This is a genomic window from Phycisphaeraceae bacterium (genome assembly GCA_040222855.1).
GTDB lineage: Bacteria > Planctomycetota > Phycisphaerae > Phycisphaerales > Phycisphaeraceae > Mucisphaera.
In genome coordinates this window covers 592,459-614,161 of sequence record JAVKCD010000003.1, presented here as the reverse complement: position 1 = coordinate 614,161, position 21,703 = coordinate 592,459, and the positions used below count along the sequence as shown (strand labels likewise).

The window sequence follows — 21,703 nt, the reverse complement described above, 5'->3', positions numbered from 1 at the left end:
ATCAGTCGTTGTAGCCGTGGGGGTGCTCACGAAACCAGTTCCAGGCGGACTCAATCATCTCATGCACATCAGTGATCTGTGCTTTCCAACCCAGTTCGCGTTCGATCTTCGATGCGTCGGCGTAAAGCATGGGGGGGTCGCCCGGCCGGCGCGGTCCGAGGTCAACACGAAAGTCCACGCCAGTAACTTTCTTCCCAGCGTCGATGAGTTGCTTGACCGACAAACCGTTACCAATACCCAGGTTGTAGAACCGCTTGTCGCCCGGAGCCAGAGCGCTCATCACGGTGACGTGAGCGTCGATCAGGTCCTCGACATGGATGTAGTCGCGGATGCAGGTGCCATCGGGCGTGGGGTAGTCGGTGCCGAAGATGGTCATTTTCTCGCGCTGGCCCAGGGCGGTCAGCAGCATCACGGGAATAAGATGCGTCTCGGGTTCGTGGTCTTCGCCGATGGACCCGTCGCGAGCTGACCCGGCGACGTTGAAGTAACGCAGGGCGGCAAAGCTGAAGTTCTTGTTGGCCTGAGCGATATCGATCAGCATGCGTTCGACAAACAGCTTGGACCAGCCGTAAGGATTGATCGGCGACTGAGGTGTCTCTTCAGTGATCGGGACCGTCTCAGGCTCGCCATAGGTCGCGCAAGTCGAGGAGTGCACCATGCGGTTAACGCCCGCTCGCTGCATCGCGCGGAGCAGCGAGAGAACGCCCGCAGTGTTGTTCTCGTAGTAGTCAATGGGCTGCGTCACGGATTCGCCGACGTAGGCCAGCGCAGCGAAGTTCATCACGGTCTCGACCCGGTACTCGCGGAGCGTTGTCTCGATACCGTCGGTGTCTCGGAGGTCGAGTTCGGTGAGGGTCACGCCATCCGGGATGGCATCGCGGTGCCCGCGATAGAGGTTGTCGAGGATGACGACCTCGTGTCCGTCAGCAAGGAGTCGTTTGACGGCGTGTGATCCGATGTAGCCGGCTCCGCCGGTGACCATGACCTTCATGCTTCTGGGTCCTTGGTGTGCTCAGTAGTGCTGCTGGGTTTGTCGCGACCGATGCGATCGACGAGCAGTGTAAGCCCGATGCCTAGGGTAATCAGGGTCAGGCTTCCGGTGAGCTGCGTGTAAGAGGGCTGGAAGGTGGCGGTGGGGTAGTCCTCGGGTTCGACGGCTTTCCCGGTCTGTTCATAGATCAGCGTGTTGTTGTCATCGACGATGAGGGTCTGGTTCTTGAGGATGTCACCGGGGTTTGGCGCGACCGGCTCAACGAAGGGATAAAGGCCGACGACAGCCCCGAGCAGGAGCCCAAGGAGCACGCCAAGAGTCGCCTTCTCGTAGCGGCGCAGCAGGAATCGCAGCAGATTCGAGACCGCGGCGATACCGAGAACCACACCGAGTCCGACCGGGAGAATCGTACCGAATCCAACGGCGAGGAGGGTGGCGGTATCCACGGCTTTGAGCGCATCGACGAAGCTCGAGATGGCGGCGAGGATGGGGACATACGCACCGAGAACCAGCAGCAGGTACCCGCCCGAGACGCCGGGGAGGATCATCGCCGAGGCTCCCGCGACACCGGCAAGCAGCATGAACAGGAAGCCGTCGTTCTGGGTAGCGCCGGTCGCCTCACTCTGAGCGATCGCAAGGGCAGCCATGCCGGCAAAGCCGACGAGCACACCCAGCCAGGTCGCAGCGGTGGGTTGGTTGATCAGCCGCCAGACGACCGGAACCCCGCCGAGCGTGAGGCCGATGAACAGGCTGTACATGATCCAGCGGTGATAGACGACGAGGTCTTTAACGGGGCCGGCAAGCAGAGCGATGGCAAGGATCGCGGCGACCACGACGGTGGCAAGCGTGATCATCGACTCACGCCGGAATCGCAGAGTCGTGACTTCGCCGATGGCGTTGATGAAGCGCGGGTAGATGCCCGCAGCCAGGAGCATCGTCCCGCCTGAGATTCCCGGGACCAGATTGGCCAGGCCCATGAGAGTCCCCCCCAGAGCTGATCGTACGACCAGCAGGGCGGCAGGCGGGCTTGGATCAGATGTCGGACCCGGCGGATTCATCGGCATGGAACTCACCATCCTGAAGGCGTTGCCAGTAGTGGTCGACTTCACGCTTAACCACGGTAGCCAGCAGGATACCGCCCAGGATGTTGGGGAGGGCCATGGAGAGGATCGAGAGGTCAGCCGTGTCGAGAACATTCCCAAGGCTGGCAACCGAACCGATCCACACGAAGACGACAAAGATGATCCGGAAGATGAAGACCGAGCGGAGCCCAAAGAGATAACCCCAGGCGCGTTCGCCGTAGTAGCACCACGAGATCATCGTCGAGAAGGCGAACAGAATGATCGAGATCGACAAGACGTAGGGGAACCAGGCGAGGAAGGGGATGGACTGAAAAGCGGCCAGCGTGACCGCGACGCCATCGCCTTCAGCGGTCTTATAGGCACCCGTGATCAGAACCACCATGCCCGTCATAAAACAGATGATGACGGTATCGACAAAAGGTTCGAGGGAGGCCACGAAGCCTTCCCGAGTGGGTTCTTTGGTCTGGGCGGCGGCGTGCGCGATGGCGGACGAGCCGAGCCCGGCTTCGGACGAGAAGGCGGCCCGTTGGAAGCCGATGATCATCACGCCGATGATCCCGCCATAGATGGATTCTGCGGCGAAAGCCTGCCCGAGAACCTGACCAATCAGATCGGGTAGGGCAGAGAAGTTGGCAATGATGATGGTTAGACACGCAGCGACGTAGATAACGGCCATACCCGGGACCAGCTTGGACGTCGTCGCGCCGATGCGCGTGATGCCCCCTAGGACGACGGCACCAACGACAGTCGCCATCAGCAGTCCAAAACCCGCGTTGGTCCATCCCTGAATGGCGGCAATCTCGGTCGCGGTCGCCTCCGGGTAGGCGGCCATGACGCCAGGCTGCACGAAGGTCTGGAAGAAAGCCTGAGCGGACTGATTCGCCTGGAACATGTTGCCCCCGCCGATGGCCCCGAACATGCAGGCGACCGCGAAGAACCCGCCGAGGAACACCCCGAACGGCGCGAGGGCAGGGTAGTGCTCGCGGATACCTCGCGAAAGGTAGTACATGGGCCCGCCGGAGTAGGAGCCATCCTTGTGCCGGACGCGGTACATCTGAGCCAGTGTGGAGGAGTGAAACTTCGACGCCATGCCGAAGAAACCCAGGAACATCATCCAGAAGAGAGCACCGGGGCCGCCCATCTTCATGGCAATGGCCACGCCAGCGATGTTACCAAGGCCCACGGTGGCCGAGAGAGCGGAGGTCAGCGCACGGAACGGGGAGACGTCACCATGGTCATCGGAGGAGGTGTATTTCCCGCGCAGCACGTTGATCGCGTGTCCGAAGCCGCGCAGAGTCAGGAAGCGATGGAAGAAGGTGAAGAAGAGAGCACCGATGATCAGCCAAACGACAAGAAACGGCGTCTCGGGGCCTTCGAGTTCCCCTGAGATCGGGTTGACCGACTTGAACATGCCGAAGCTGATGTCGAAGAACAGGACCGTCGAGATGTGACCGTTGGCCCAGCCGATGGTCATGTCGAGTTGCTCGACCAGGGTGGGCCCCGCTTCGGATGCAGCGGGCTCAGCATCCTGAGCAAGGGTGGTCACCGAGCAGAGCAGTAGGATCACGATGGCGAGCAGAGCGTGTCCGGCGTGGGCGGACAGGAGACGGCCTAGGCGCATGATGGACCCTTCTACGAGGCGAGATGACACAGGCACTGACGCGTGATCAGGTTATCAAAATGATCGGGATGCGGGCGTTGCGCTGACCAGCCGGGGGTACTCGAGGGCCCCCGACGCCTGGGCCCGGAGTGAGGCGAGGATCGTCTGGACGCCAGCGTCATCACGCCGCAGTTGCAAGCGCCCGGTCAGGTTGCTGCGACCCAGCCGGTCGCGAAAACCCAGCGATTGGTCGGTGAGGATCAGGTCGGCTTCCCAGACTTCGGCACCAACCAGCCGATCACCGGGCTTGTCGTTGAGGTAGACGTAGCCTGCTCCCGCATACAGACCAACCTCGCGCAGGTCCTGATCAACCCGGTCAGCAAAGACCATGACTTCAATCGAGGTGTTGGTCGCCGAGCGCGAGACAGGCGTCGCGCCAGCACGAGGACTCCAGAACACACGCAGGACAATCGCGCGCTGCGGGGCTTCGGCGGAGCCGGAGAGCAGGATCGCGGTAAGCGCCTGCTTGCCGTCGAGAGAATAGATCGCCCGGTCGATGCTGGCGGTGAGCTGAACCCGCTCATCGGCACGCGAGGTGATCGTCAGCGTGCCAAGACTCGACAGACCAACCGTGTCACAGCCCGTCAGCAGCAGCGTCAGGGCCAGCAGCAGGGGGTTGATCGGGCGCATGACCCTCACGCGCCGACCTTGTTGTCGTAGTCCGGGCCGGAGAGGAGCTTCTCAAGGTCACCAGCGTTCGCGGGCTTGACCTTAATCAGCCAGGCGTCACCAAAAGGGTCCTCGTTGACCATCGCTGGGTTGTCGATGACCTGCTGATTGGTCTCGACGATCTCGCCGTCGATCCCGCAGTAGAGCTCGGAGGTCGCCTTGACCGACTCGATCTCCCCGAACGTCTCGCCCGCCGTCACCGAACCCGAGTCCTTGATGAACTCGACGTAAGTCACGTCCGCGAGCTCATCGACAGCGAACTGCGACAGCCCGATCACAACCAGATCGCCTTCGGCCTTGTGCCATTCGTGAGAATCAAGGTACTTACGGTCGTCGGGAGAGGGCATAGGGGCTCCGTATCAATGGGTAACGGAGCATCCTAGGGAGCAGGCCAGCCGGGGACAAACGGAAAGATCAACCGGCAGATTCAGAAGGCATCCCCAGCGAGAAGGTCCCACTTGTTGTCCGGGTTGTCGACGGGGTTGGGCGGGCTGGCAAAGTCGTAGGCGCCAAGTTCGCTCTGCCAGTCGTAGATGACATAGCCCTCTGCAGCATCAGACCGTTCCTGATTGATGGGCAGGCTCTGTGAAGACGAGTGCCCGTCGGCCCAGGCGATGTTGACGCTCCCGCCCTTGCTCCCGCCATGGCGGGCATGAACCGTCTCAGAATAGTTGGTGCGTGCGTTCGCCCAGTAGACGCCGGTGGGGATGGCACCGTCATTGACAAAGAGCAGCACCCAGGAGTCGGCGGCAAATAGCGTATCAGAAGGGTCCTGCACCTCCGCCTGCTTCGAGGAAATCGCGAACTGGAATCCGGAGACCGGCGGCCGGGCGTTCGCGACACCGAGCTGGGCTTTGAGCTCGCCTTCATCCTGCTGGCGACGTGCGGTGAGCCACGCAACATTCACACCGTAGTCAGTGTTGCGCCATCCGTTGTCAATGGTCCCATTGGTGTTCTTCTCGATGTCAGCGTCTCGGATATTCTCGTAACTGCTGCCATCGACGGAACGCTCTTCAGCTTCCGGAAAGCGAGCGCAGGTGTAGACCTCTCGGGTGGCGTAACCGCCGTTGGCCAGGCTCCATGTCCAGCAATGGGTCGTGGTCTGAGTGAAGTCGGTGTTACCCATGGGGCCGCTGCCAAGACCGGCACGTTTGCCTAGTTGCCCCGGGCTCACGGATTCATCCGAGGCACGAACGTAGTACTCCCGGTTGTCAGTGGCGTAGGCGTAGCTGGCGATCGACATCTGCCGAGTGTTGCTCAGGCAGGAAATGTCACGGGCGGTTCCCCGGGCGCTGTTGAGGGCAGGCAGCAGGATCCCGATCAGCAGCGCGATGATCGAGATCACCACAAGCAACTCGATGAGCGTAAAAGCACGAGGCGACGGGCTGCGCGGCGGAGTGAGCATGACAGAACCTCGTGCTGAAATGTGTTTGAATGCGATTGAATCGACAGGCACATCCATTTTACCCTTGCTGTCGTTCTGAACGCCAGAAGAAACCCCGCCAGATGGGAAATAAAAAAACCCCGCCGGAGCGGGGTCGGGGGGCGATCGGTCGTAACTGAGTGCTAATAGGCATCGCCTGAAAGCAAGTCCCACTTGTTGTCAGGGTTACCAACTGGTGTCGTATTGCTGTAAGCACCAAGGACACTGATCCAGTCATAAACGGTTACGGCACTATTTGCTGTGAGGCTCTGATTAATAGGCATTGTCTCAGAGCCAGAATGTCCGTCAGCGTAAGAAATATTGACTGCCCCGCTACCATGTCGTGCGTGTACGGTCTCTGAGTTAGCATTAGTAGCACTCGCAAAGAACACACCATAGGTGCCCTGGTCGGCAGCTGCGATTCCAGCGAAGTATGTGTCAGCGGCGAACAGAGTTGTAGTCGGTGCCTCCACACTGCTTAGGCGTGAAGAGATCTCGTATTCCTTGCCAGCGAGACCACGGCCACCTCCAGGAACCAGTTCATTCACATTGGGATTGCGACGCATGGCGGTTAACCAAGCAATATTGACGCCGTAATCAGAATTCCGCCAGTTCTGATCGATGCTGCCGTCGGTGTTCTTCTCGACCGAGGCGTCACGGATATTCAGGGAGCCACCGCCAGTGCTGAACTCTTCGGCTTCGGTGAAGCTGGGGCACTCGTAGAGATCGGTGGAGGCGTAGTTGCCGGCGACAAAGGTCCAGGTCCAAGCATGACTGGCATTTCCAGGAAGCACACCATCCAGCCCGTTCTGACCAAGGTTGGAGGGCTTGCCCCCTCGTCCCGCTGCAACGGCCATGTCGGAGAACCGCACAAAATAATCAGCGTTATCCGTAGCGTACGAGAAGCTCGCGATGGAAAGCTGGCGAGTGTTGCTCAGGCACGCAATGTCCCTCGCCGTCGCCCGTGCCGCACCAAGTGCCGGCAGCAGGATCCCAATCAGCAGCGCGATGATCGAGATCACCACGAGCAACTCAATGAGCGTGAAAGCGGGGCGGTGAGCGTTCTTCATGATGAAACCTCATCAGTGAGGGGTGCTGAAACGGAAGTATAAGACTTTATTAAGCATCTTATACCCGATTGGGGGTCTTCTGCAACAATTTTAACGCGCTTTGGCTCAGTTTCCTCTTTTATTTTCGGGCTTTTGGAGGGGTCAGGTTGATCAGGAGACCGCGAATAAGCTGTATAAGAACCATATTTCAATCGCCCCAGACGGAAAAGCATGGCATGATGGATAAGGTGAGTCCGGTCGGGTGCTTGGAGTGGCGTCTTCCCGCCCCGGCGATAGTTGCTCCCCAGCGGGTGGCCGCTAGTGATCAAAGGAGTTTGATGTGATCGAACGATCGGGCTGGATGGTTCGGGTTGCTGTGGTGACACTGGTCGTGGCCTCGCTGGGCGGAGTCGCCCGGGCCGGGCATCCGGTGATCAACTCGTCCATGAGCTACGAGGACTACGTCGGCATCTGGGTCACGCGATTCGATTATTCCAGCGAGGCTCAGGTCCGCTCGATTATCGCCGACGCCGCCAGCCTCGGGTTCACCGACATCCAGTTCCAGGTCCGCGGCCAGGGCGATGCACGCTACGACAGCAACTTCGAGGTCTGGCCTCAACAGTCCCCCTACTTCAGCCAGGACCCGGGCTGGGACCCCCTGGCCGTCGCCGTGGACGAGGCCAATCAGCACGGGGTCCGCCTCCACGCATGGCTCAACACCATCCCAATGTGGAACGGCAGCAGCCCGCCGACCGACCCGAACCACCTCTGGAACGCCCACCCCGAGTGGCGCCTCAAGGACTTCAACGGCAACGACCAGCCGCTCTACAACGGCTACGTCGGCATCAACCCGACCGTGCCCGAGGCGCAGGACCACATCGCCAACGTCGCAGCAGACATCGTGGCGAACTACGGCGTCGCCGGCATTCACCTCGACTACGTGCGCATGGTCAGCGGGGCCGGGGATGATTACGCCCAGGACCCTGCCTCGCGCGCTCGCTTTACCGCTGATACCGGCTTGCCCTTCACAGGCGCGAACAGCGCCTTCAAGCAGTGGATCGCCGACAACATCACCGAGTTGGTGGTCAAGGTACGAGACTCAATCAAGGCCCTTGACCAGAATCAGATCCTCTCGGCCGCAGTCTGGCGCGATTTCAACATCGCCATGAACAGCCACCAGCAGAACTCCGAGCGTTGGATCGAGGAAGAGATCCTCGACCTCGCCCTGCCGATGACCTACCTCAGCCAGCAGTACGATCACCTTTTGGAATCGAACGTCCAGATGTACGCAGGCATCGGCGGGGATACAGCGGTCGTCACGGGGCTGGGGCCTTACCTCCACGGCACCGACACGGCGCTGACGCTCGACCAGATCGAGCGATCGCGGGACAACGGGTCACACGGTTTTCAGATGTACGCCTACTCGACGATCAGGAACACCGGCCCGATGCGCACGGCAATTGCCGACTACATCGCCAGCCTCGTCACACCCGCTGAGTTCACTGTCCTAGCTGATTTCACCATCGAACCCGAGCCGTTCACCACCCCCGCGTCGTCATCGGCATTGACCAGGTTCGTCAACAGCTCCTCGCAGCAGGTCACCACGCAGAGCGCCATCGATGGCGGGCAGTCACTGAGAATTGACGTCGATGGCGATGCTTCGGGCTGGACGCTGGACCTGCTGTCTGACCCGATCGATGAGTTTGCTTCGCAAGGCTGGCTGGGCTTGTGGGTCAAGACGGAATCAACGGACGTGAGCATCAGCCTCACCCTCGCCGATGGCGGCCAGACCGAAGTGTCAGCGGACCGTGATCTGATCGGCGATGGCGTCTGGCGACTGGTTCAGTGGGACCTCGATAACCCCGACGACTGGTTCGGCCTGTCATCGCGAACCGGCAACGGCGTCCTTGATGAAGCGATCGTGTCCCTAAGAAGCCTCCGTGTCATCGGCGAAGGCGTGTCCTGGCTCCTGGTCGATCGTCTGGCCCACAACCCCGACGGCATGCTGGACCCCTGGCTGGGCGACTTCAACGGCAACGGCGGGTACTCGATGGTCGATCTCAATCTGATCGCCGCAGGCATGGGCACGCCTGATTACGACCTCACTGGCGACGGAACCACCACGGCGGACGACCTGAGGTTCTGGATCGAGGAGTTATTCGGCAGCAAGCTCGGTGATACGAACCTCGATAAAAATGTGGACCTCACCGACCTCTCGCTCCTGGCCTCATACTTCGGCCAATCTGGGCTGGGTTGGGGGCAAGGAGACTTCAACGGTGACGGCGAGGTCGGCCTGGTGGACCTCAGCCTCCTGGCGTCAGGTTTCGGATTCGGCGCGGCCGTCCCGGAGCCCGCCACGGCAGGATTACTTCTTGGCCTGCTGGCGATACAGCGGCGGCGTTAGACTGTCGATAGCCACCAAAGTCCCGGGGGCAATGGTGCGAACGATGGACTCGTGGTCGGAGTGGACGTGGCTGAGCGCATCCGAAACATGCGAGTCACCCTGTACGGGACGCAGGGTAGCTGCTCGATCTTCCCCTCGGCGGCCGAGCGCCAGGCACGGAAGGACCTTTCCGATGCGCACCTGATCGAGGTCGTCCTGCACGATGCCCTCAGGCGGCGCGAGCGGGTGGACTCAATCGAGAAGATCCTTGGCGGGCCAGTGACCCGAAAACGCCTCCTGGCCTACCGCGATCGTTTTGATCTGCCGTCTCCACGGGTCTACGACGGCTGGACGACCTGTGTGCGTGTCGAAACGCCCGACGGCCATGACCTCATCTTTGACGCCGGCTCCGGCTTTCGAAACTGCGCCAAAGACCTTCAGGTGAAGTGGGCTGATCAACCCGAGCGCACCCTGCATCTCTTCGGCAGTCACTCGCACAACGACCACACGGTCGGTTTCGACCAGGCCGCAGTCTGTTTTGATCCGCGAAATCGATTGAAGGTCTACGGCAACCCACAGTTCCTCCGGGCACTCGACAGCTACTTGGGAATTTTCTCGCGCAAACTCGACAGCGAGTTGCACGGCGTTCAGACACCGATTTACTACAACGTCATGCCCGCAACCTTCGAGGCGGTCGCGCTGACAGGTCCCGATCAATCATCCGCCAAGTATGACCTTCGCGCCATAGACCACGCGCTCCCCAAACCGATCATGGTCGGCGACACGCAAGTCATGGCGTTCGAGGTCTATCACCCCGCACCGTGCCTGGCCTACCGGGTGGACCACGGAACGTCGTCCTTTGTGTTCTGCACCGATCACGAGCTTCGCCACGGCTCGGACGAAAGCGATCCCCGACAGCAGGCGTCCGTCGCAGCAGAAGAATCGCTGATGGATCACTGCGACGGTATCGACCTGCTCTATCGAGACGGCCAGTACCTCCGCAGCGACTACGACGGCATCTCGGCGATCGGCTCCTCATCCACAGTGTCACGGCTCGACTGGGGCCACTCGTGCATCGAGGACATCCAGGAGATGGCCCAGCGCTGCGGCGTCGAGCGGACCCTGATCGGGCACCACGACCCGAATCGGGAGTGGTCCGAGCGAAACGCCATCGATGACGGCCTCGCCCGCTGGTGCCGCAACCGTGCCGAGAAGGTGGAGCTGGCGCGAGCCGACATGGTGATCGATCTCTAACTAATAGTTGGCTGGTATCATGAGGGTATGAAAGCCAAGCGACGGTTACTGCAAATGGCAGGGCTCGCGGTAGCCCTGGGACTCGTCGGCTGTGACGAACAGACCGACAAAGAGGTCGACGTTTCCGGACCTTCGGAGCCACTGGTCGTCGTAAATCCCGATCCGGTGGTGGTCTTTGATCGCGTGCTCGGACAGCAGGTCTATCAGGCCAACTGCGCGGGCTGCCACGGGCAAGACGGCGGCGGGATGAATGGCGGCTTCCCGGTGCTCAAGGGCAACCAGACCGTCGTTGGCGATCCGAAACTGTTGATCCGGATGACACTTCATGGCGTCGGCGCGGGGCCTAGGGCACTGCCTGGGTCGGGAGCCTACGGATCGATCATGCCGGGAATCAGTTTTCTTTCGGATGAGGAAGTCGCTGCGGTGGTGAGTTATGTCAGACAATCGTGGGGCAATCAGGCTTCGATAGTCTCTGCCGACGATGTGATCGCCCAGCGCTGAGTCAAGATACTCAGAAAGGTAAACAGGATGAGCCAGGGGTCGATGAACGAACGGCTGGCCGCTTGCAGTTGGAGCTTTCAGCCCGACAGCCCTGCGGACCTCATCGAGAGCCTCGGGTGTACAGGCTTGTCTCGCGCGTCGCTGTGTCTCAACCCCCTGGTCGAAGACCTGTCGTGGTCGCGTGCCGGCGCAACGCTGAAGGACGCCGGCATCGAACTGGTCTCGGGCATGTTCATGCCCATCGGCGAGGACTACAGCACACTCGAAACCATCAAACTCACCGGCGGGATCGTGCCGGATGAGCACTGGCCCGCTAATCGCGATCTGTACGCCCGACAAGTGGGCATCGCGACCGCACTGGGCCTCGATCAGATCACCTTTCACGCCGGCTTTATCCCGCACGACCCCAACGACCCAGTGCGATCGAAGGTCACCGAACGACTTGGCGAGCTGGCAGACCTCTCACGCTCTGCGGGGATTGATCTGCTCCTGGAAACAGGTCAGGAAACAGCCGCCGACCTGGCCGGATTCCTCCAAGCGTTGAATCACCCTGCGGTGGGCGTGAACTTCGACCCCGCCAACATGATCCTCTACGGCAAAGGCGATCCGATCGAGGCCGTGAAGTCATTGATGCACTGGGTCAAGCAGGTACACATCAAAGACGCGCTGCCAACCCCGCAACCAGGAACCTGGGGCAGCGAAGAACGCGTCGGCAGCGGGGCGGTCGACTGGCCCGCCTTTCTCAATGCACTTCAACAGGGCGGATACCGTGGCGATCTGGTCATCGAGCGCGAGGCCGGCGACCAGCGGGTCGAGGACATCGCCTTCGCAGCCCGCCACATCAGCGGACGACTGACGCAAGCCTGACCGGCCGCCTAGGGGGCTAACAAATACTCAATGACTGTCAGGCTGACTAGGTCAAGCTTAACGCCTGGGCCGTGTCTGGCGGCTGTGCTGAGATCGTGTTTCATAAGTGTCCTGGTTGTGTCCGGTAAGACTCGATCCGGGCCAAGGCCGGTTCGATGACCTGCTCTGGAGATCACTGCGGTCTCTGGAGGACGATCATGGCCCTAAGAGCACTCCTGGCTGCGGGACTCATCCTGACCACGGTCGGATGCAAGGCATTCGACGCCGCCGAACACAGAGACCCCGCAACATCCAGCGGCGTCCTCTTCTCGGCTAGGCCCTCGACCAACCTCGGCTCCGGCGACGCCCTCGGCGAGTTTCACTACTTCCGCCAGCCCGAGGTGGCCGCCCTGCTGGAGACCCGACCCGAGACCGCCACAGGCGGGCTCGACGCCCTGGCCCGCGACGCAGCCGCGAAGCTCCTCGAAGATGTCTACGCCGTCGACCCGATGTCCGCAGACGATCTCCGTGAAGCACTTCACCCCGGGGTCTACGAGCCGCCAAAAGATTGACCCAACCCCCATGCCTTGGATCGGCCCCGGACGTCTCGCTTCACAGCGAGGCGGCGGGGCTTTTTCTTTATCTGTTAGGAAGTTATGAGTCCAGACAAGGGTTGTCGCTCAAAAGTCTTTCGATTATTATAGTTGATAGATTAAGCCCTTCGTTCATGTAACATGCTCTCCAGCGCCGGGCGGTCCTGGCCCTACGTTCGCTTATATTGCCCGTGTATCCAAGAGGAGCCTGCCCTTGTCTTCCGCTTTTGATCTGCAGATGGCCAGTCGAGAGAAGATCCCGACCCGTGTCCTGACCGACCCCGCCGAGGTCAACCAGGCGGTCGCCGCCGAGATCGCCGAGCTGATCGAGACGCGTCAAAAAGAGGGCAAATCCGTAGTACTCGGTCTCGCCACCGGCTCAACCCCCACAGGCGTCTACGCCGAACTGGTTCGCTTGCACAAAGAACGAGGCCTGTCGTTCAAGAACGTCGTGACCTTCAACCTCGACGAGTACTTCCCCATGCAGCCCAACGAGCTGCAGAGCTATCACCGGTTCATGCACGAGCACCTCTTCGATCACATCGACATCGACCCCAGGAACGTCCATATCCCAGACGGCACGCTGTCGATCGAGGAAGTACCCCATTACTGCCAGTCATACGAAAAAGCCATCACCGATGCCGGCGGGATCGACATCCAGCTCCTGGGCATCGGGCGCACCGGGCACATCGGCTTCAACGAGCCAGGCTCAGGCAAAGAAAGCCGCACACGCCTCATCTGGCTCGACCGCAAAACACGCATCGACGCCGCCAGCGACTTCTTCGGCATCGAGAACGTCCCGACCAAGGCCATCACCATGGGGGTCGGGACCATCCTCGGCGCTCGTCGTCTGATCATGATGGCCTTTGGCGAGGGCAAGTCAAAAATCTCCGCCGAGGCGATCGAGGGGCCCGTCACACCAGTCATCGCCGCATCCTTCCTCCAGGATCACCCCAACGCGCAGGTCATGCTCGACGGGGCCGCCGCCTCCAGCCTCACGCGCACCAACCAGCCCTGGCTGGTCGGGCCTTGCGACTGGGACGCCAAACTCATCCGCCGGGCGGTGATCTGGCTGGCACAGCAGGTCAAGAAGCCGGTCCTCAAACTCACCGATGAGGACTACAACGAGTCGGGACTCCAGGACCTCATCGCCGAACACGGCCCGGCCTACAGCATCAACGTCAATGTTTTCCGCTACCTCCAGGCGACCATCACCGGCTGGCCCGGCGGCAAACCGACCAGCGCCAAACGACCCGGCGATCAACGCCGCGCCAGCGACGAGATCTTCCCCAAACGCGCCATCGTCTTCTCCCCCCACCCCGATGACGACGTGATCTCCATGGGCGGGACGCTCATCCGTCTTTGCGATCAGGGCCACGAGGTCCACATCGCCTATCAGGTATCCGGCAACATCGCCGTCTTTGACGAGGACGCACTCCGCTTCGCCGACTTCGCCGCCGACTTCAACAAGATGTTCGGCGTCAAAGACGATAAAGCCACCGAGATCGAAGCACATATCGAGGAGTTCCTCCGCAGGAAACAGCCAGGTCAGGTCGATTCCCCCGAGATCCAGAAAATCAAAGGCCTCATCCGCCGCGGCGAGGCACGCGCTGGAGCCCGCGCCGCTGGCGTGCCCGACGAAAACCTGCACTTCCTCGACATGCCCTTCTACGAGACCGGCACGATCCGCAAGAAGCCCATCGGCGAAGACGACATCCAGATCATCGTCGACCTCCTCGAAAAGGTGAAGCCCCACCAGATCTACGCCGCCGGCGACCTCTCCGACCCTCATGGCACCCACCGCGTCTGCCTCATGGCGATCTTCGCCGCCGTCCACCGCGTCAAGCACCACGAGTGGTTCAAAAACTGCAACCTCTGGCTCTATCGCGGCGCATGGCAGGAGTGGGAACCCGAGCACATCGAGATGGCCGTGCCGATCTCGCCACAGGAACTGCTCCGCAAACGCCAGGCAATCTTCAAGCACGAATCACAAAAAGACAGGGCCCTGTTCCCAGGCAGCGACCCCAGAGAGTTCTGGCAACGCGCCGAAGACCGCAACCGCGGCACCGCCAAACTCTACGACGAACTCGGCCTCGCCGAGTACGAGGCGATCGAAGCCTTCGTCCAGTGGATCCCCGACACCCAGGGCGAAGGCGGAACCGTCGGCTCCGGCCAGGCAGTAACCCTGACCGGCGTCAAAAGTTAAATCGCTAAGCTCGTGGAAGATGAACCAACGATGGACCCATCACAATGAGATCCAGCGATTAGATCTGCTTTTAGTTCAGCGACTCGATGTCACAAGAGGGGATGCTAAACGCGCCATCGAAGCTGGTCATGTCCTCATCAATCAGCATGTGGCTCGGCGCAACGCGGAACAGATCGAGCCCGGAACTATGATTGAGATCACCGGGCCGATCGCAACTGCCGATCAACGCATCCTGCCCGAACCTGATGCCCCGCTATACATCCTCGCTCATGGCGATGGTTGGATCGCCGTGAACAAGCCATCAGGACAGCCCGTACACCCGCTGGTTTGGAACGAGACCGGCACAACACTCAATGCAGCGGTCGCTCGCTATCCGACGATCCAGGATATCGGTGAAGCCGGACTGCGTTCAGGTGTCGTCCACAGACTCGATGTGGGCACGACAGGTGTCCTGCTCATAGCGACGAACTCAAGAGCATGGCGAAGACTCCGTAACAAGTTCGCGGATCGCCTACTGCTCAAGAGATACCTCGCCCTTGTTGAAGGAAAACTTGATGGCGAGGGTAATGTCCGCATGTGCCTGAGCATCCATCAACACAACCCCGCCAGAGTCCAAGCTCGACCACCCAGCCAACACCTCAAGTATCAGCCCGATGGCCGCATGTGCGATCTATATTTCCGCTCTCTCTGCAAGAACGAGTCCGCGTCACTGATCGAGATCGACCTCGGCACCGGCTTCCTCCACCAGATCCGTGCCATGATGGCGGCCAACGGCCACCCCGTCCTCGGCGACACCCACTACAACGCCTCCCTCCCCGCTCCCCGACCCATGCTGCACGCCAAACGCATCGAGTTCGACGGCCACATCATCGAAGCCCCGATCCCCGATGACTTCGCCATCGCGATGAGTACCCACAACCTCACCGCGTCGCCGTGATGTAGACAACCCAGTCCTCTCGCGTCGGCAACGCCTTGACCGGCCGATACAAACCATCAGATGACCCCGCTCCCTCGTCATAACAATCACACCAGACCGTCACGTTCTTAAAGCCCGCCTCATCGAGCGCATCCCGGACCTCTGCGGGCGTCCACAGCCGCCAGTCGTATCGAAAAGCCGATGACATCACAGGCCCATCATCAAAGCCGAAGTGAATCCGACAATCGATCCGCCCGCTGCTGGCGTCCAAAGCCCGTTGCTCCCAGTGATAATCAAACGCCGCAAGACGCTCACCCGTACACGGGTCAATCGGCTCCTCGTGCCGTCGGGTCTGCGTGCCGGTGCGCTGCGACCCAGGACCACCAAACAAATCCAGATAGATCATCCCGTCGGGGCGCAGCCCCTTACGTGAGTGCTTGAGATAACCCACCAGCGCCTTTCGCGTGTGCAACTCACACAAGCTGAAGTTCAGCACCGCCGTCACATCGACTTTTGGCCCCGGCACCGCATGGACATCCGCCTCAACGATGTGAAGGTCATCAGCGCGCTGCCCCAGCGTGTCAACGCAACGCTTCGCCGCCCATCGCGCCGTCGGGCCGTGGCGCTCGATCGCCATCGCCTGACGATCCGGGTCGGAAGCAACCCACGCCATCGCGACCGCCGAGGTACCCGCGAAGTCCTCGCGCAGCAGCAGCGGCGTACTGTCGCTGTGCTGGGCATAGGCCGTCTCAATCATCGCCACCTCGGCCATCGGATGCTGGACCGAGCACACATAAAGTGACAAACGATGAGGTCGGCGGGGCTTCGCAGGCATCACAGTCTCAGACGAACTTCAAGTGACCAAAATACGCCGGCTGATGAAACCACAACCGCTCACCAATCGGTGCCCACGCGCCCCAGTGCCGATGCGAACTCTCATCCGCGATCTTGTAGAAATTACACCGCCAGTTCACACCCGCCGCAGGCTTGCGCTCACCCAGGTCCCCTTCAAGCTCCGCAATCAGACTCAGCGGAATCGCCAGACTCGCGTGCCACGCAATCGGTTCCTCAATCTCTTCCTCGATCGGCCCTGTTAACGAAGTCCAGCGTTCGACCTGCTCGATGAGCTTAGGATCGACCTCCCCGCCCTCTCTCGGCTCGTCCTTCCAGTGCCCCAGCAGGATCGTACCGATCGCGTTCATCTCAAGATTGATGTAGTGGTTCTCGCGCTGCTGAAAAAAGAACTCCACGCAGCTGTCCTTGTAGACCGGCTCGTTCGACTCGGTCCGCGTGGCGATCACATAACGGTCCTCAACATCAAATCGCAGGTAGAGGTTGTCCTCGTCATACAGCAGCCTCGCCGTGGTCTTGGGGTGATGGCTCGAGCTGCGTTCGTGAAAATGCTCGACTCGAGCCACATCCGCGATCGACCACAACGCATCGTGACCTTCAAGAACCGGCGGCCGCTTCGCCCTTCGAGCCACATAAGTCGGGCGGAGAGCTGCGGGGGGAGCAGGGTGGGGGGGATGCGGGGGGGTGTCAGACATACAGGCCTCACGAGCGTTACAGACGGTCCAGTCGTTGCCATCCTCGCAGATGCTCTGAGCATCCGCACAACACGGTTAGTTCTCGCAATGCACGCCTTCCCGGACTCAACCCGGCCCATCCGAGGGCCGATGGCTTCCAATGACCGCATGCGCGAGAACCAAGGTTACAGATCCCTGATGGGAAGAAGGTGGACTGACGATGAAAACGAGGCTTAAGCAAATCGGATGGCGTGGGATGACAGCGATGAGCCTGCTGGCCGCGGCCCTGACCGCAGGCGGTTGCTCGAGCACCGGGCTCCAGAGCCCGTTCGCCTCTCAGAACACCCAACCCGCGCAACCCAAGCCTCTCGCCGAGAAGCCGACGAGCCCGGCCGATCCCAAGCAGGCCTACGACCGCACCGCCTTCGCAACGACCGCCGCAGGACCCACCGACATCCAGAACCGCTTCGAGAAGCTGGTGGTCAAGGTCGCCAGCTTCACCGACGCCCAGCCCTCGGGCGTAGCAGTGTCCGACAACGGCCGCGTCTTCGTGAGCTTCCCCTACTGGACCAAGCAGCCCGAGGTCGCCCTCGCCGAGGTCTTCGCCGACGGCACCATCCGTCCCTTCCCAACCTTCGCCTGGAACCGCTGGGATGGCGAAGCCGGACCGTCCGCCCTAAACAGCCTGGTCTCCGCCGAAGCCATCTTTGTAGATGAACTCAACTACCTCTGGGTTCTCGACTCAGGCAATCCCCAGGCCGGCGACGGCATCGTCACCGCAGGACCCAAAATCGTCCGCATCGACCTCACCGACAACACCGTCGCTCAGGTCTTCTACATCGATCACAAGCGTCAACTCGGCACCAACAGTTTCCTCAGCGACTTCAGAGTCGACCTTGAGAAACGAGTCGCCTACCTCGCAGATGCCGGCTCCGGCGCCATCATCGTCTACGACCTGACTCAGCGCTGGGCTGCCAGCCGCCTCCTCGGCGACCCTTCGACCGCACCGGTCCCCGGCACCGAGTTCACCGCCGACCGCACCCGCGCCGCCGGCGCTGGCCGCCTCGGCGTCTGGGGACTGACCCTCTCCAATGACAAACAATGGCTCTACTACCAGCCACTAGGCGCCCGCGAGCTCTACCGCATCTCGACTCAGGCCCTGCTCGATGCCAACCTAGGCGACGCCCAACTCACCCATCGCGTCGAACTCGTTGGCGACCTCGGAACCGCCATCGACGGCCTCTGGCTCGACCAGGATGACCGCCTCTACGCTGCTGGCCTCGAAAACCACGCCATCATCGTCCGCGAGCCCCATGGCCTCGTCGAAACCGTCGTCGCCGGACCTCAGCTCAAGTGGCCCGACTCCATCGCTCTGGGCCCGGATGGTTATCTCTACTTCACCACATCGATGCGTGACCTCGTATCGCCCTACGCAACCACCAGCCAGCGCAGCGAGCCTTACGCGCTGCTTCGTGTCTCACTCGACAAGGTCCAGCAGGCCGCCAAAGCCTCGCGTCAGGCAGAAGAAGCCCGAGCCCGCGCCAACGAGGCCCGCTTCGATGCGGAACGTGCTCGCCGTGAAGCCGAACAATCACTCCGCGAAGCCGAAGCCAAGCGAGCCGCCGCCGAGCGCGCCGCCCAGCGCGTCAGCCAGCAGTCCGAGAACGTCTATCAGGCCCACCAACTTCGCTCGCAGGCATCGCGCTCGATCGCGGTGGTCACCCAAGAACACCAGCAGGCCGTGCTGACAGCCCAGGCATCGCTCCAGATCGCCGAGGCACGCACCAGCGCCGCCCGCGAAGCAACACAAATCGCCGAGCGTCTTATGCGCCTCGCACAGAACCGTGCCGAGGAAGCACTCGCCCTCCGCGACAAGGCCGTCGACGCGCACATCGACGTCGAACTGGCCAAGGCCGAAGCCCAGGCCGCCGAGCGCGCCCTCGAAGAAGCACGTCTGGTCTTCAGGGAATCCGAGAGCATGCTCCGCGAAGCCGAGCAGAGTCTCGCCACCCAAGGCGTCAACGCACTCAAAGCCTGGTCAGTCGCCGAGCGTGCCAACAAGGAAGCACGCCTCCGCAACCAGGAAGTCCTCTCCGCTGAAGCCTCCGCTAAGCTCGCAAGGCAGATCGCCGAGCAAGCCGTTCAGGAAGCACTCGCCGCCGAGTTCGCCGAAGTCCCCGGCTTCACACCACGTACCAGCACCGCTTCGGTCCCCGTCCAGGACTGATAGCTGACAACGCAACACATCAAAAAACGACAAGCGACGCGCCCCGGCGCGTCGCTTGTTCAACTAGTCGGTGAGTGTCGCAGGAATGCGGGGGTCGTCAGACCGATGCTCGAACCCCAGATTCAAAGTGGGTGCGTCGCCGGATCATCCTGGCCTTCCGCTCAGTGGCGGCTTGGCCGTCGCGCCCGATCCTGCTCCCTTGGGGTCCGTAAGGGCTCGAGGCATGTGGGTCTGAAAACTGGATCGACCCCAGCAACCCTGGGACACTCTTGACTTGTCCATGCATTATATCGGCTCAGCCCCCAACGCCACGATCAGTTTTGAAAAACTCACAACCTTCCCCTCGCTAACCCGGTTCATCCCTCAGGGTCATCCCCTCTTGACACCACGCACACGCTGCGCCTCATTCAGGTTGCTCCGCAGGTGGTCGAGGTTCAGCGACCCCAGCGTCACCGAATCCACGCCACCGTCAGCCAGCAAAAAACTCAGAGCATCCGCAGCCCCCAGCTTGCCCGACGCCAGCCCCTTCTTGATCAGCACACCAACCCCCGCCTCGTGCGCCCGCGCGATCACACCCGCCATCCGCGTGTCATCACTGTGATACTCAACCATCAACACATCAGCCCACGCCATCGCCCGATCGAAACCCGCCTCGGTCTTCCCCGACAGCCCGACCGCACGCACATCGCCAGACCTCTTCAATCGATCCAGCGCCTCGCACGCACCCGACTTCTCCATGATCTCCACATCCCTGCCATCCGAATGAATCAGCACCACATCAAGATGATCCGTCCCCAGCCGCTCAAGACTCCGCCGCACCGACGCCGTCACCGCGTCGCCCGAGAAGTCGTATCGCGATCGCCCGCTCTCAAAAGTCTCACCTACCTTCGTCGACAGGATGAACTCCTCCCGACGCCCAGCCAGCGCCCTGCCAATCCTCGCTTCACTAACCCCATACGCAGGAGCCGTATCGATGTGGTTGATGCCAAGGTCCAGCACACGATGCAGCAGCCGGGCCGCCTCTTCCTCCGTAGGCAAATCGTAAGCACGGTCGTACTTGATCCCCGTATTCCGACCGATCTTGAACGCACCAAAACCAATCGGCGTAATCTCCAGCCCTGTCCGCCCAAGCGATCGTCGGATCACAGCCTCGTCCACGTCACGTCCTCATCCCACGGGGCCAACGCCACCTCCGGCCGAGCCATCGACGCCAACGCCTCACGTAAACCCTCGGCATCACCCACCCCGGCCGCCGGCAGAGTCTCAGCCACCTTGCTCGCCAGATAAGGAGCCAGCACCAGCTTGGTCGGAAACGCCGTGTGCACATTCCCCTCGGTCCGAAGCGTCACCGAATCCGGCTTCATCCCCGTCCGCGTCGTCGCCTCCGCACGATCAACCCGATAAGCACTCCACTCAACGCCCGACAAGTCAAGCCCCGGCAGCACCGCACCGACCTCGCGCTTCCCATGCTCAAGCAACTGCTCATGCTCCATCTTCACCCCATCCTCCGACACCTGACCGCCCACCTGCCAGGCCCTTCGGCCCGCTCGATCAGTCCCGCTGGTGATCGTAGCCCGCGTGTGCGCACCATCCACGCAATGGCCATACACCTCCGGCAGCTCGCCACGCATCATCAGCATGTGTAACGGTCGCTTCTGCGTCGCCTCACGCGCAAGCCCGATCCACTCACGCAGCACACGGTTGCCCGACCCCGCCGTCAGGATCACATGCTCAGGAGCCAGCGACAACGCCTGCCCGTTGGCGCTCGTCGCCTCAATCCGTGTAACCCGATCACACTCACGCCCAAACTCGATCGCCGTATCGGCATCCACACAAACGATCGACTCGCTGTGCTGCTGACTCAGATCACGAACCATCGACACCGGATCAATCACCCACTCATCAACACGAAACACCTCGCCAGGACACCCCGCCAGCGCCGCTGGCCGATCCTTCTCATCGAGTTTGATCGGCCGCGTCGACAGCCCCGCCCGAGCCCCCACCATCCCCATGATCGAACTCAGCGCCGTCGTCCGCCAGAGCAGACACGCACGCGTGAGCACACTCGTCTCAGTCAGCAGCGGCTCACGCTCACCGGCAAGAGAACGCTGCCAGATCGTGGGCGCATCCCGATGGGCTCGCGCCGAATCGGTCATCATCCCCGACAACGTGTACTTCACCCCGCCATGCAGAATCCCCTGCGCACTCACCGTCTGACCCTGCCCAAGTCGCCGCGATTCAAGCAGGACAACCGAGTAACCAAGACTCTTGAGATGCGCCAGCGTCCACAGACCAGCCACCCCGCCACCAAAAATCACCACGTCCAGTCGAAGAGCCTCAGGCATGATCGAAGATGGTAGACGACCCAAGCCTGCAG

The 21,703-nt window shown here is 61.4% G+C and carries 19 protein-coding genes; 8 read left to right on the top strand and 11 right to left on the bottom strand.

The genetic code is table 11. The features are described from left to right. Position 1 precedes the first annotated feature (1 nt). The 7 genes from galE to RIG82_02715 all read right to left on the bottom strand — a co-directional run bounded on the left by galE (position 2) and on the right by RIG82_02715 (position 6,895). Positions 2–991: a UDP-glucose 4-epimerase GalE gene (galE, locus tag RIG82_02745; protein MEQ9459860.1), complete on the bottom strand. Its 990-nt coding sequence runs from the start codon at positions 989–991 to the stop codon at positions 2–4. Continuing rightward, the gene (locus RIG82_02740) at positions 988–2,055 is read right to left on the bottom strand and encodes a DUF368 domain-containing protein (protein MEQ9459859.1); all 1,068 of its coding nucleotides are present in this window, start codon (positions 2,053–2,055) and stop codon (positions 988–990) included. The genes galE and RIG82_02740 overlap by 4 nt, the downstream gene beginning before the upstream one ends. Then, on the bottom strand, positions 2,024–3,694 hold the full coding sequence (locus RIG82_02735; GenBank protein ID MEQ9459858.1) for an alanine/glycine:cation symporter family protein: 1,671 nt from the start codon (positions 3,692–3,694) through the stop codon (positions 2,024–2,026). The genes RIG82_02740 and RIG82_02735 overlap by 32 nt, the downstream gene beginning before the upstream one ends. A 54-nt stretch (positions 3,695–3,748) precedes the next feature. Next, on the bottom strand, positions 3,749–4,363 hold the full coding sequence (locus tag RIG82_02730) for a hypothetical protein (GenBank protein MEQ9459857.1): 615 nt from the start codon (positions 4,361–4,363) through the stop codon (positions 3,749–3,751). Positions 4,364–4,368: 5 nt separating this feature from the next. Further along, positions 4,369–4,749: a glycine cleavage system protein GcvH gene (gcvH, locus tag RIG82_02725; protein MEQ9459856.1), complete on the bottom strand. Its 381-nt coding sequence runs from the start codon at positions 4,747–4,749 to the stop codon at positions 4,369–4,371. Between the two features lie 80 nt (positions 4,750–4,829). Continuing rightward, positions 4,830–5,807: a prepilin-type N-terminal cleavage/methylation domain-containing protein gene (locus RIG82_02720; GenBank protein MEQ9459855.1), complete on the bottom strand. Its 978-nt coding sequence runs from the start codon at positions 5,805–5,807 to the stop codon at positions 4,830–4,832. Positions 5,808–5,968: 161 nt separating this feature from the next. After that, positions 5,969–6,895, bottom strand: coding sequence for a prepilin-type N-terminal cleavage/methylation domain-containing protein (locus tag RIG82_02715; protein MEQ9459854.1), 927 nt, complete (start codon positions 6,893–6,895; stop codon positions 5,969–5,971). 319 nt (positions 6,896–7,214) lie between these two features. Between RIG82_02715 and RIG82_02710 the strand changes: the two genes are divergently transcribed. The 7 genes from RIG82_02710 (at position 7,215) to RIG82_02680 (ending at position 15,594) form a co-directional block, all read left to right on the top strand. Next, on the top strand, positions 7,215–9,278 hold the full coding sequence (locus tag RIG82_02710; GenBank protein MEQ9459853.1) for a family 10 glycosylhydrolase: 2,064 nt from the start codon (positions 7,215–7,217) through the stop codon (positions 9,276–9,278). Between the two features lie 66 nt (positions 9,279–9,344). Next, on the top strand, positions 9,345–10,511 hold the full coding sequence (locus RIG82_02705; protein MEQ9459852.1) for an MBL fold metallo-hydrolase: 1,167 nt from the start codon (positions 9,345–9,347) through the stop codon (positions 10,509–10,511). A gap of 27 nt (positions 10,512–10,538) precedes the next feature. After that, a complete protein-coding gene (locus tag RIG82_02700; protein MEQ9459851.1) occupies positions 10,539–11,012 on the top strand; it encodes a cytochrome c in 474 nt (157 codons plus the stop codon). Between the two features lie 42 nt (positions 11,013–11,054). Further along, the gene (locus RIG82_02695) at positions 11,055–11,879 is read left to right on the top strand and encodes a sugar phosphate isomerase/epimerase family protein (GenBank protein MEQ9459850.1); all 825 of its coding nucleotides are present in this window, start codon (positions 11,055–11,057) and stop codon (positions 11,877–11,879) included. A 197-nt stretch (positions 11,880–12,076) separates the two neighbouring features. After that, positions 12,077–12,430: a hypothetical protein gene (locus RIG82_02690; protein ID MEQ9459849.1), complete on the top strand. Its 354-nt coding sequence runs from the start codon at positions 12,077–12,079 to the stop codon at positions 12,428–12,430. A 235-nt stretch (positions 12,431–12,665) separates the two neighbouring features. Next, positions 12,666–14,657 carry a glucosamine-6-phosphate deaminase gene (gene nagB, locus RIG82_02685; protein MEQ9459848.1) on the top strand — a complete coding sequence of 664 codons (1,992 nt, stop codon included), beginning with the start codon at positions 12,666–12,668 and terminating at the stop codon, positions 14,655–14,657. Positions 14,658–14,676: 19 nt separating this feature from the next. Continuing rightward, a complete protein-coding gene (locus tag RIG82_02680; protein ID MEQ9459847.1) occupies positions 14,677–15,594 on the top strand; it encodes an RluA family pseudouridine synthase in 918 nt (305 codons plus the stop codon). Here RIG82_02680 and RIG82_02675 read toward each other — a convergent pair. Together RIG82_02675 and RIG82_02670 are read right to left on the bottom strand one after the other, a co-directional pair. Next, a complete protein-coding gene (locus RIG82_02675) occupies positions 15,578–16,408 on the bottom strand; it encodes a hypothetical protein (GenBank protein ID MEQ9459846.1) in 831 nt (276 codons plus the stop codon). The two genes, RIG82_02680 and RIG82_02675, sit on opposite strands and share 17 nt — an antisense overlap. 7 nt (positions 16,409–16,415) lie before the next feature. Beyond that, positions 16,416–17,120: a carbohydrate-binding family 9-like protein gene (locus RIG82_02670; protein ID MEQ9459845.1), complete on the bottom strand. Its 705-nt coding sequence runs from the start codon at positions 17,118–17,120 to the stop codon at positions 16,416–16,418. A gap of 235 nt (positions 17,121–17,355) precedes the next feature. Between RIG82_02670 and RIG82_02665 the strand changes: the two genes are divergently transcribed. Then, positions 17,356–19,326 (top strand): L-dopachrome tautomerase-related protein, encoded by a 1,971-nt coding sequence (locus RIG82_02665; GenBank protein MEQ9459844.1) that lies wholly within the window; start codon positions 17,356–17,358, stop codon positions 19,324–19,326. A gap of 369 nt (positions 19,327–19,695) precedes the next feature. On the opposite strand, the gene RIG82_02660 is transcribed toward RIG82_02665, so the two are convergent. Together RIG82_02660 and RIG82_02655 are read right to left on the bottom strand one after the other, a co-directional pair. Next, positions 19,696–20,484, bottom strand: a complete 789-nt coding sequence (locus RIG82_02660; GenBank protein ID MEQ9459843.1) for an aldo/keto reductase — start codon at positions 20,482–20,484, stop codon at positions 19,696–19,698. Next, positions 20,469–21,671 (bottom strand): FAD-dependent oxidoreductase, encoded by a 1,203-nt coding sequence (locus RIG82_02655; protein ID MEQ9459842.1) that lies wholly within the window; start codon positions 21,669–21,671, stop codon positions 20,469–20,471. The genes RIG82_02660 and RIG82_02655 overlap by 16 nt, the downstream gene beginning before the upstream one ends. Positions 21,672–21,703: the final 32 nt, after the last annotated feature.

Coding starts and splice junctions, on each gene's coding strand:
- RIG82_02700 (MEQ9459851.1), top strand. CDS start 10,539: ATGAAAGCCAAGCGACGGTTACTGCAAATGGCAGGGCTCGCGGTAGCC.
- RIG82_02670 (MEQ9459845.1), bottom strand. CDS start 17,120: ATGTCTGACACCCCCCCGCATCCCCCCCACCCTGCTCCCCCCGCAGCT.
- RIG82_02695 (MEQ9459850.1), top strand. CDS start 11,055: ATGAACGAACGGCTGGCCGCTTGCAGTTGGAGCTTTCAGCCCGACAGC.
- RIG82_02665 (MEQ9459844.1), top strand. CDS start 17,356: ATGACAGCGATGAGCCTGCTGGCCGCGGCCCTGACCGCAGGCGGTTGC.
- RIG82_02735 (MEQ9459858.1), bottom strand. CDS start 3,694: ATGCGCCTAGGCCGTCTCCTGTCCGCCCACGCCGGACACGCTCTGCTC.
- RIG82_02715 (MEQ9459854.1), bottom strand. CDS start 6,895: ATGAAGAACGCTCACCGCCCCGCTTTCACGCTCATTGAGTTGCTCGTG.
- RIG82_02655 (MEQ9459842.1), bottom strand. CDS start 21,671: ATGCCTGAGGCTCTTCGACTGGACGTGGTGATTTTTGGTGGCGGGGTG.
- RIG82_02730 (MEQ9459857.1), bottom strand. CDS start 4,363: ATGCGCCCGATCAACCCCCTGCTGCTGGCCCTGACGCTGCTGCTGACG.
- galE (MEQ9459860.1), bottom strand. CDS start 991: ATGAAGGTCATGGTCACCGGCGGAGCCGGCTACATCGGATCACACGCC.
- RIG82_02740 (MEQ9459859.1), bottom strand. CDS start 2,055: ATGCCGATGAATCCGCCGGGTCCGACATCTGATCCAAGCCCGCCTGCC.
- RIG82_02690 (MEQ9459849.1), top strand. CDS start 12,077: ATGGCCCTAAGAGCACTCCTGGCTGCGGGACTCATCCTGACCACGGTC.
- gcvH (MEQ9459856.1), bottom strand. CDS start 4,749: ATGCCCTCTCCCGACGACCGTAAGTACCTTGATTCTCACGAATGGCAC.
- RIG82_02680 (MEQ9459847.1), top strand. CDS start 14,677: ATGAACCAACGATGGACCCATCACAATGAGATCCAGCGATTAGATCTG.
- RIG82_02720 (MEQ9459855.1), bottom strand. CDS start 5,807: ATGCTCACTCCGCCGCGCAGCCCGTCGCCTCGTGCTTTTACGCTCATC.
- RIG82_02675 (MEQ9459846.1), bottom strand. CDS start 16,408: ATGCCTGCGAAGCCCCGCCGACCTCATCGTTTGTCACTTTATGTGTGC.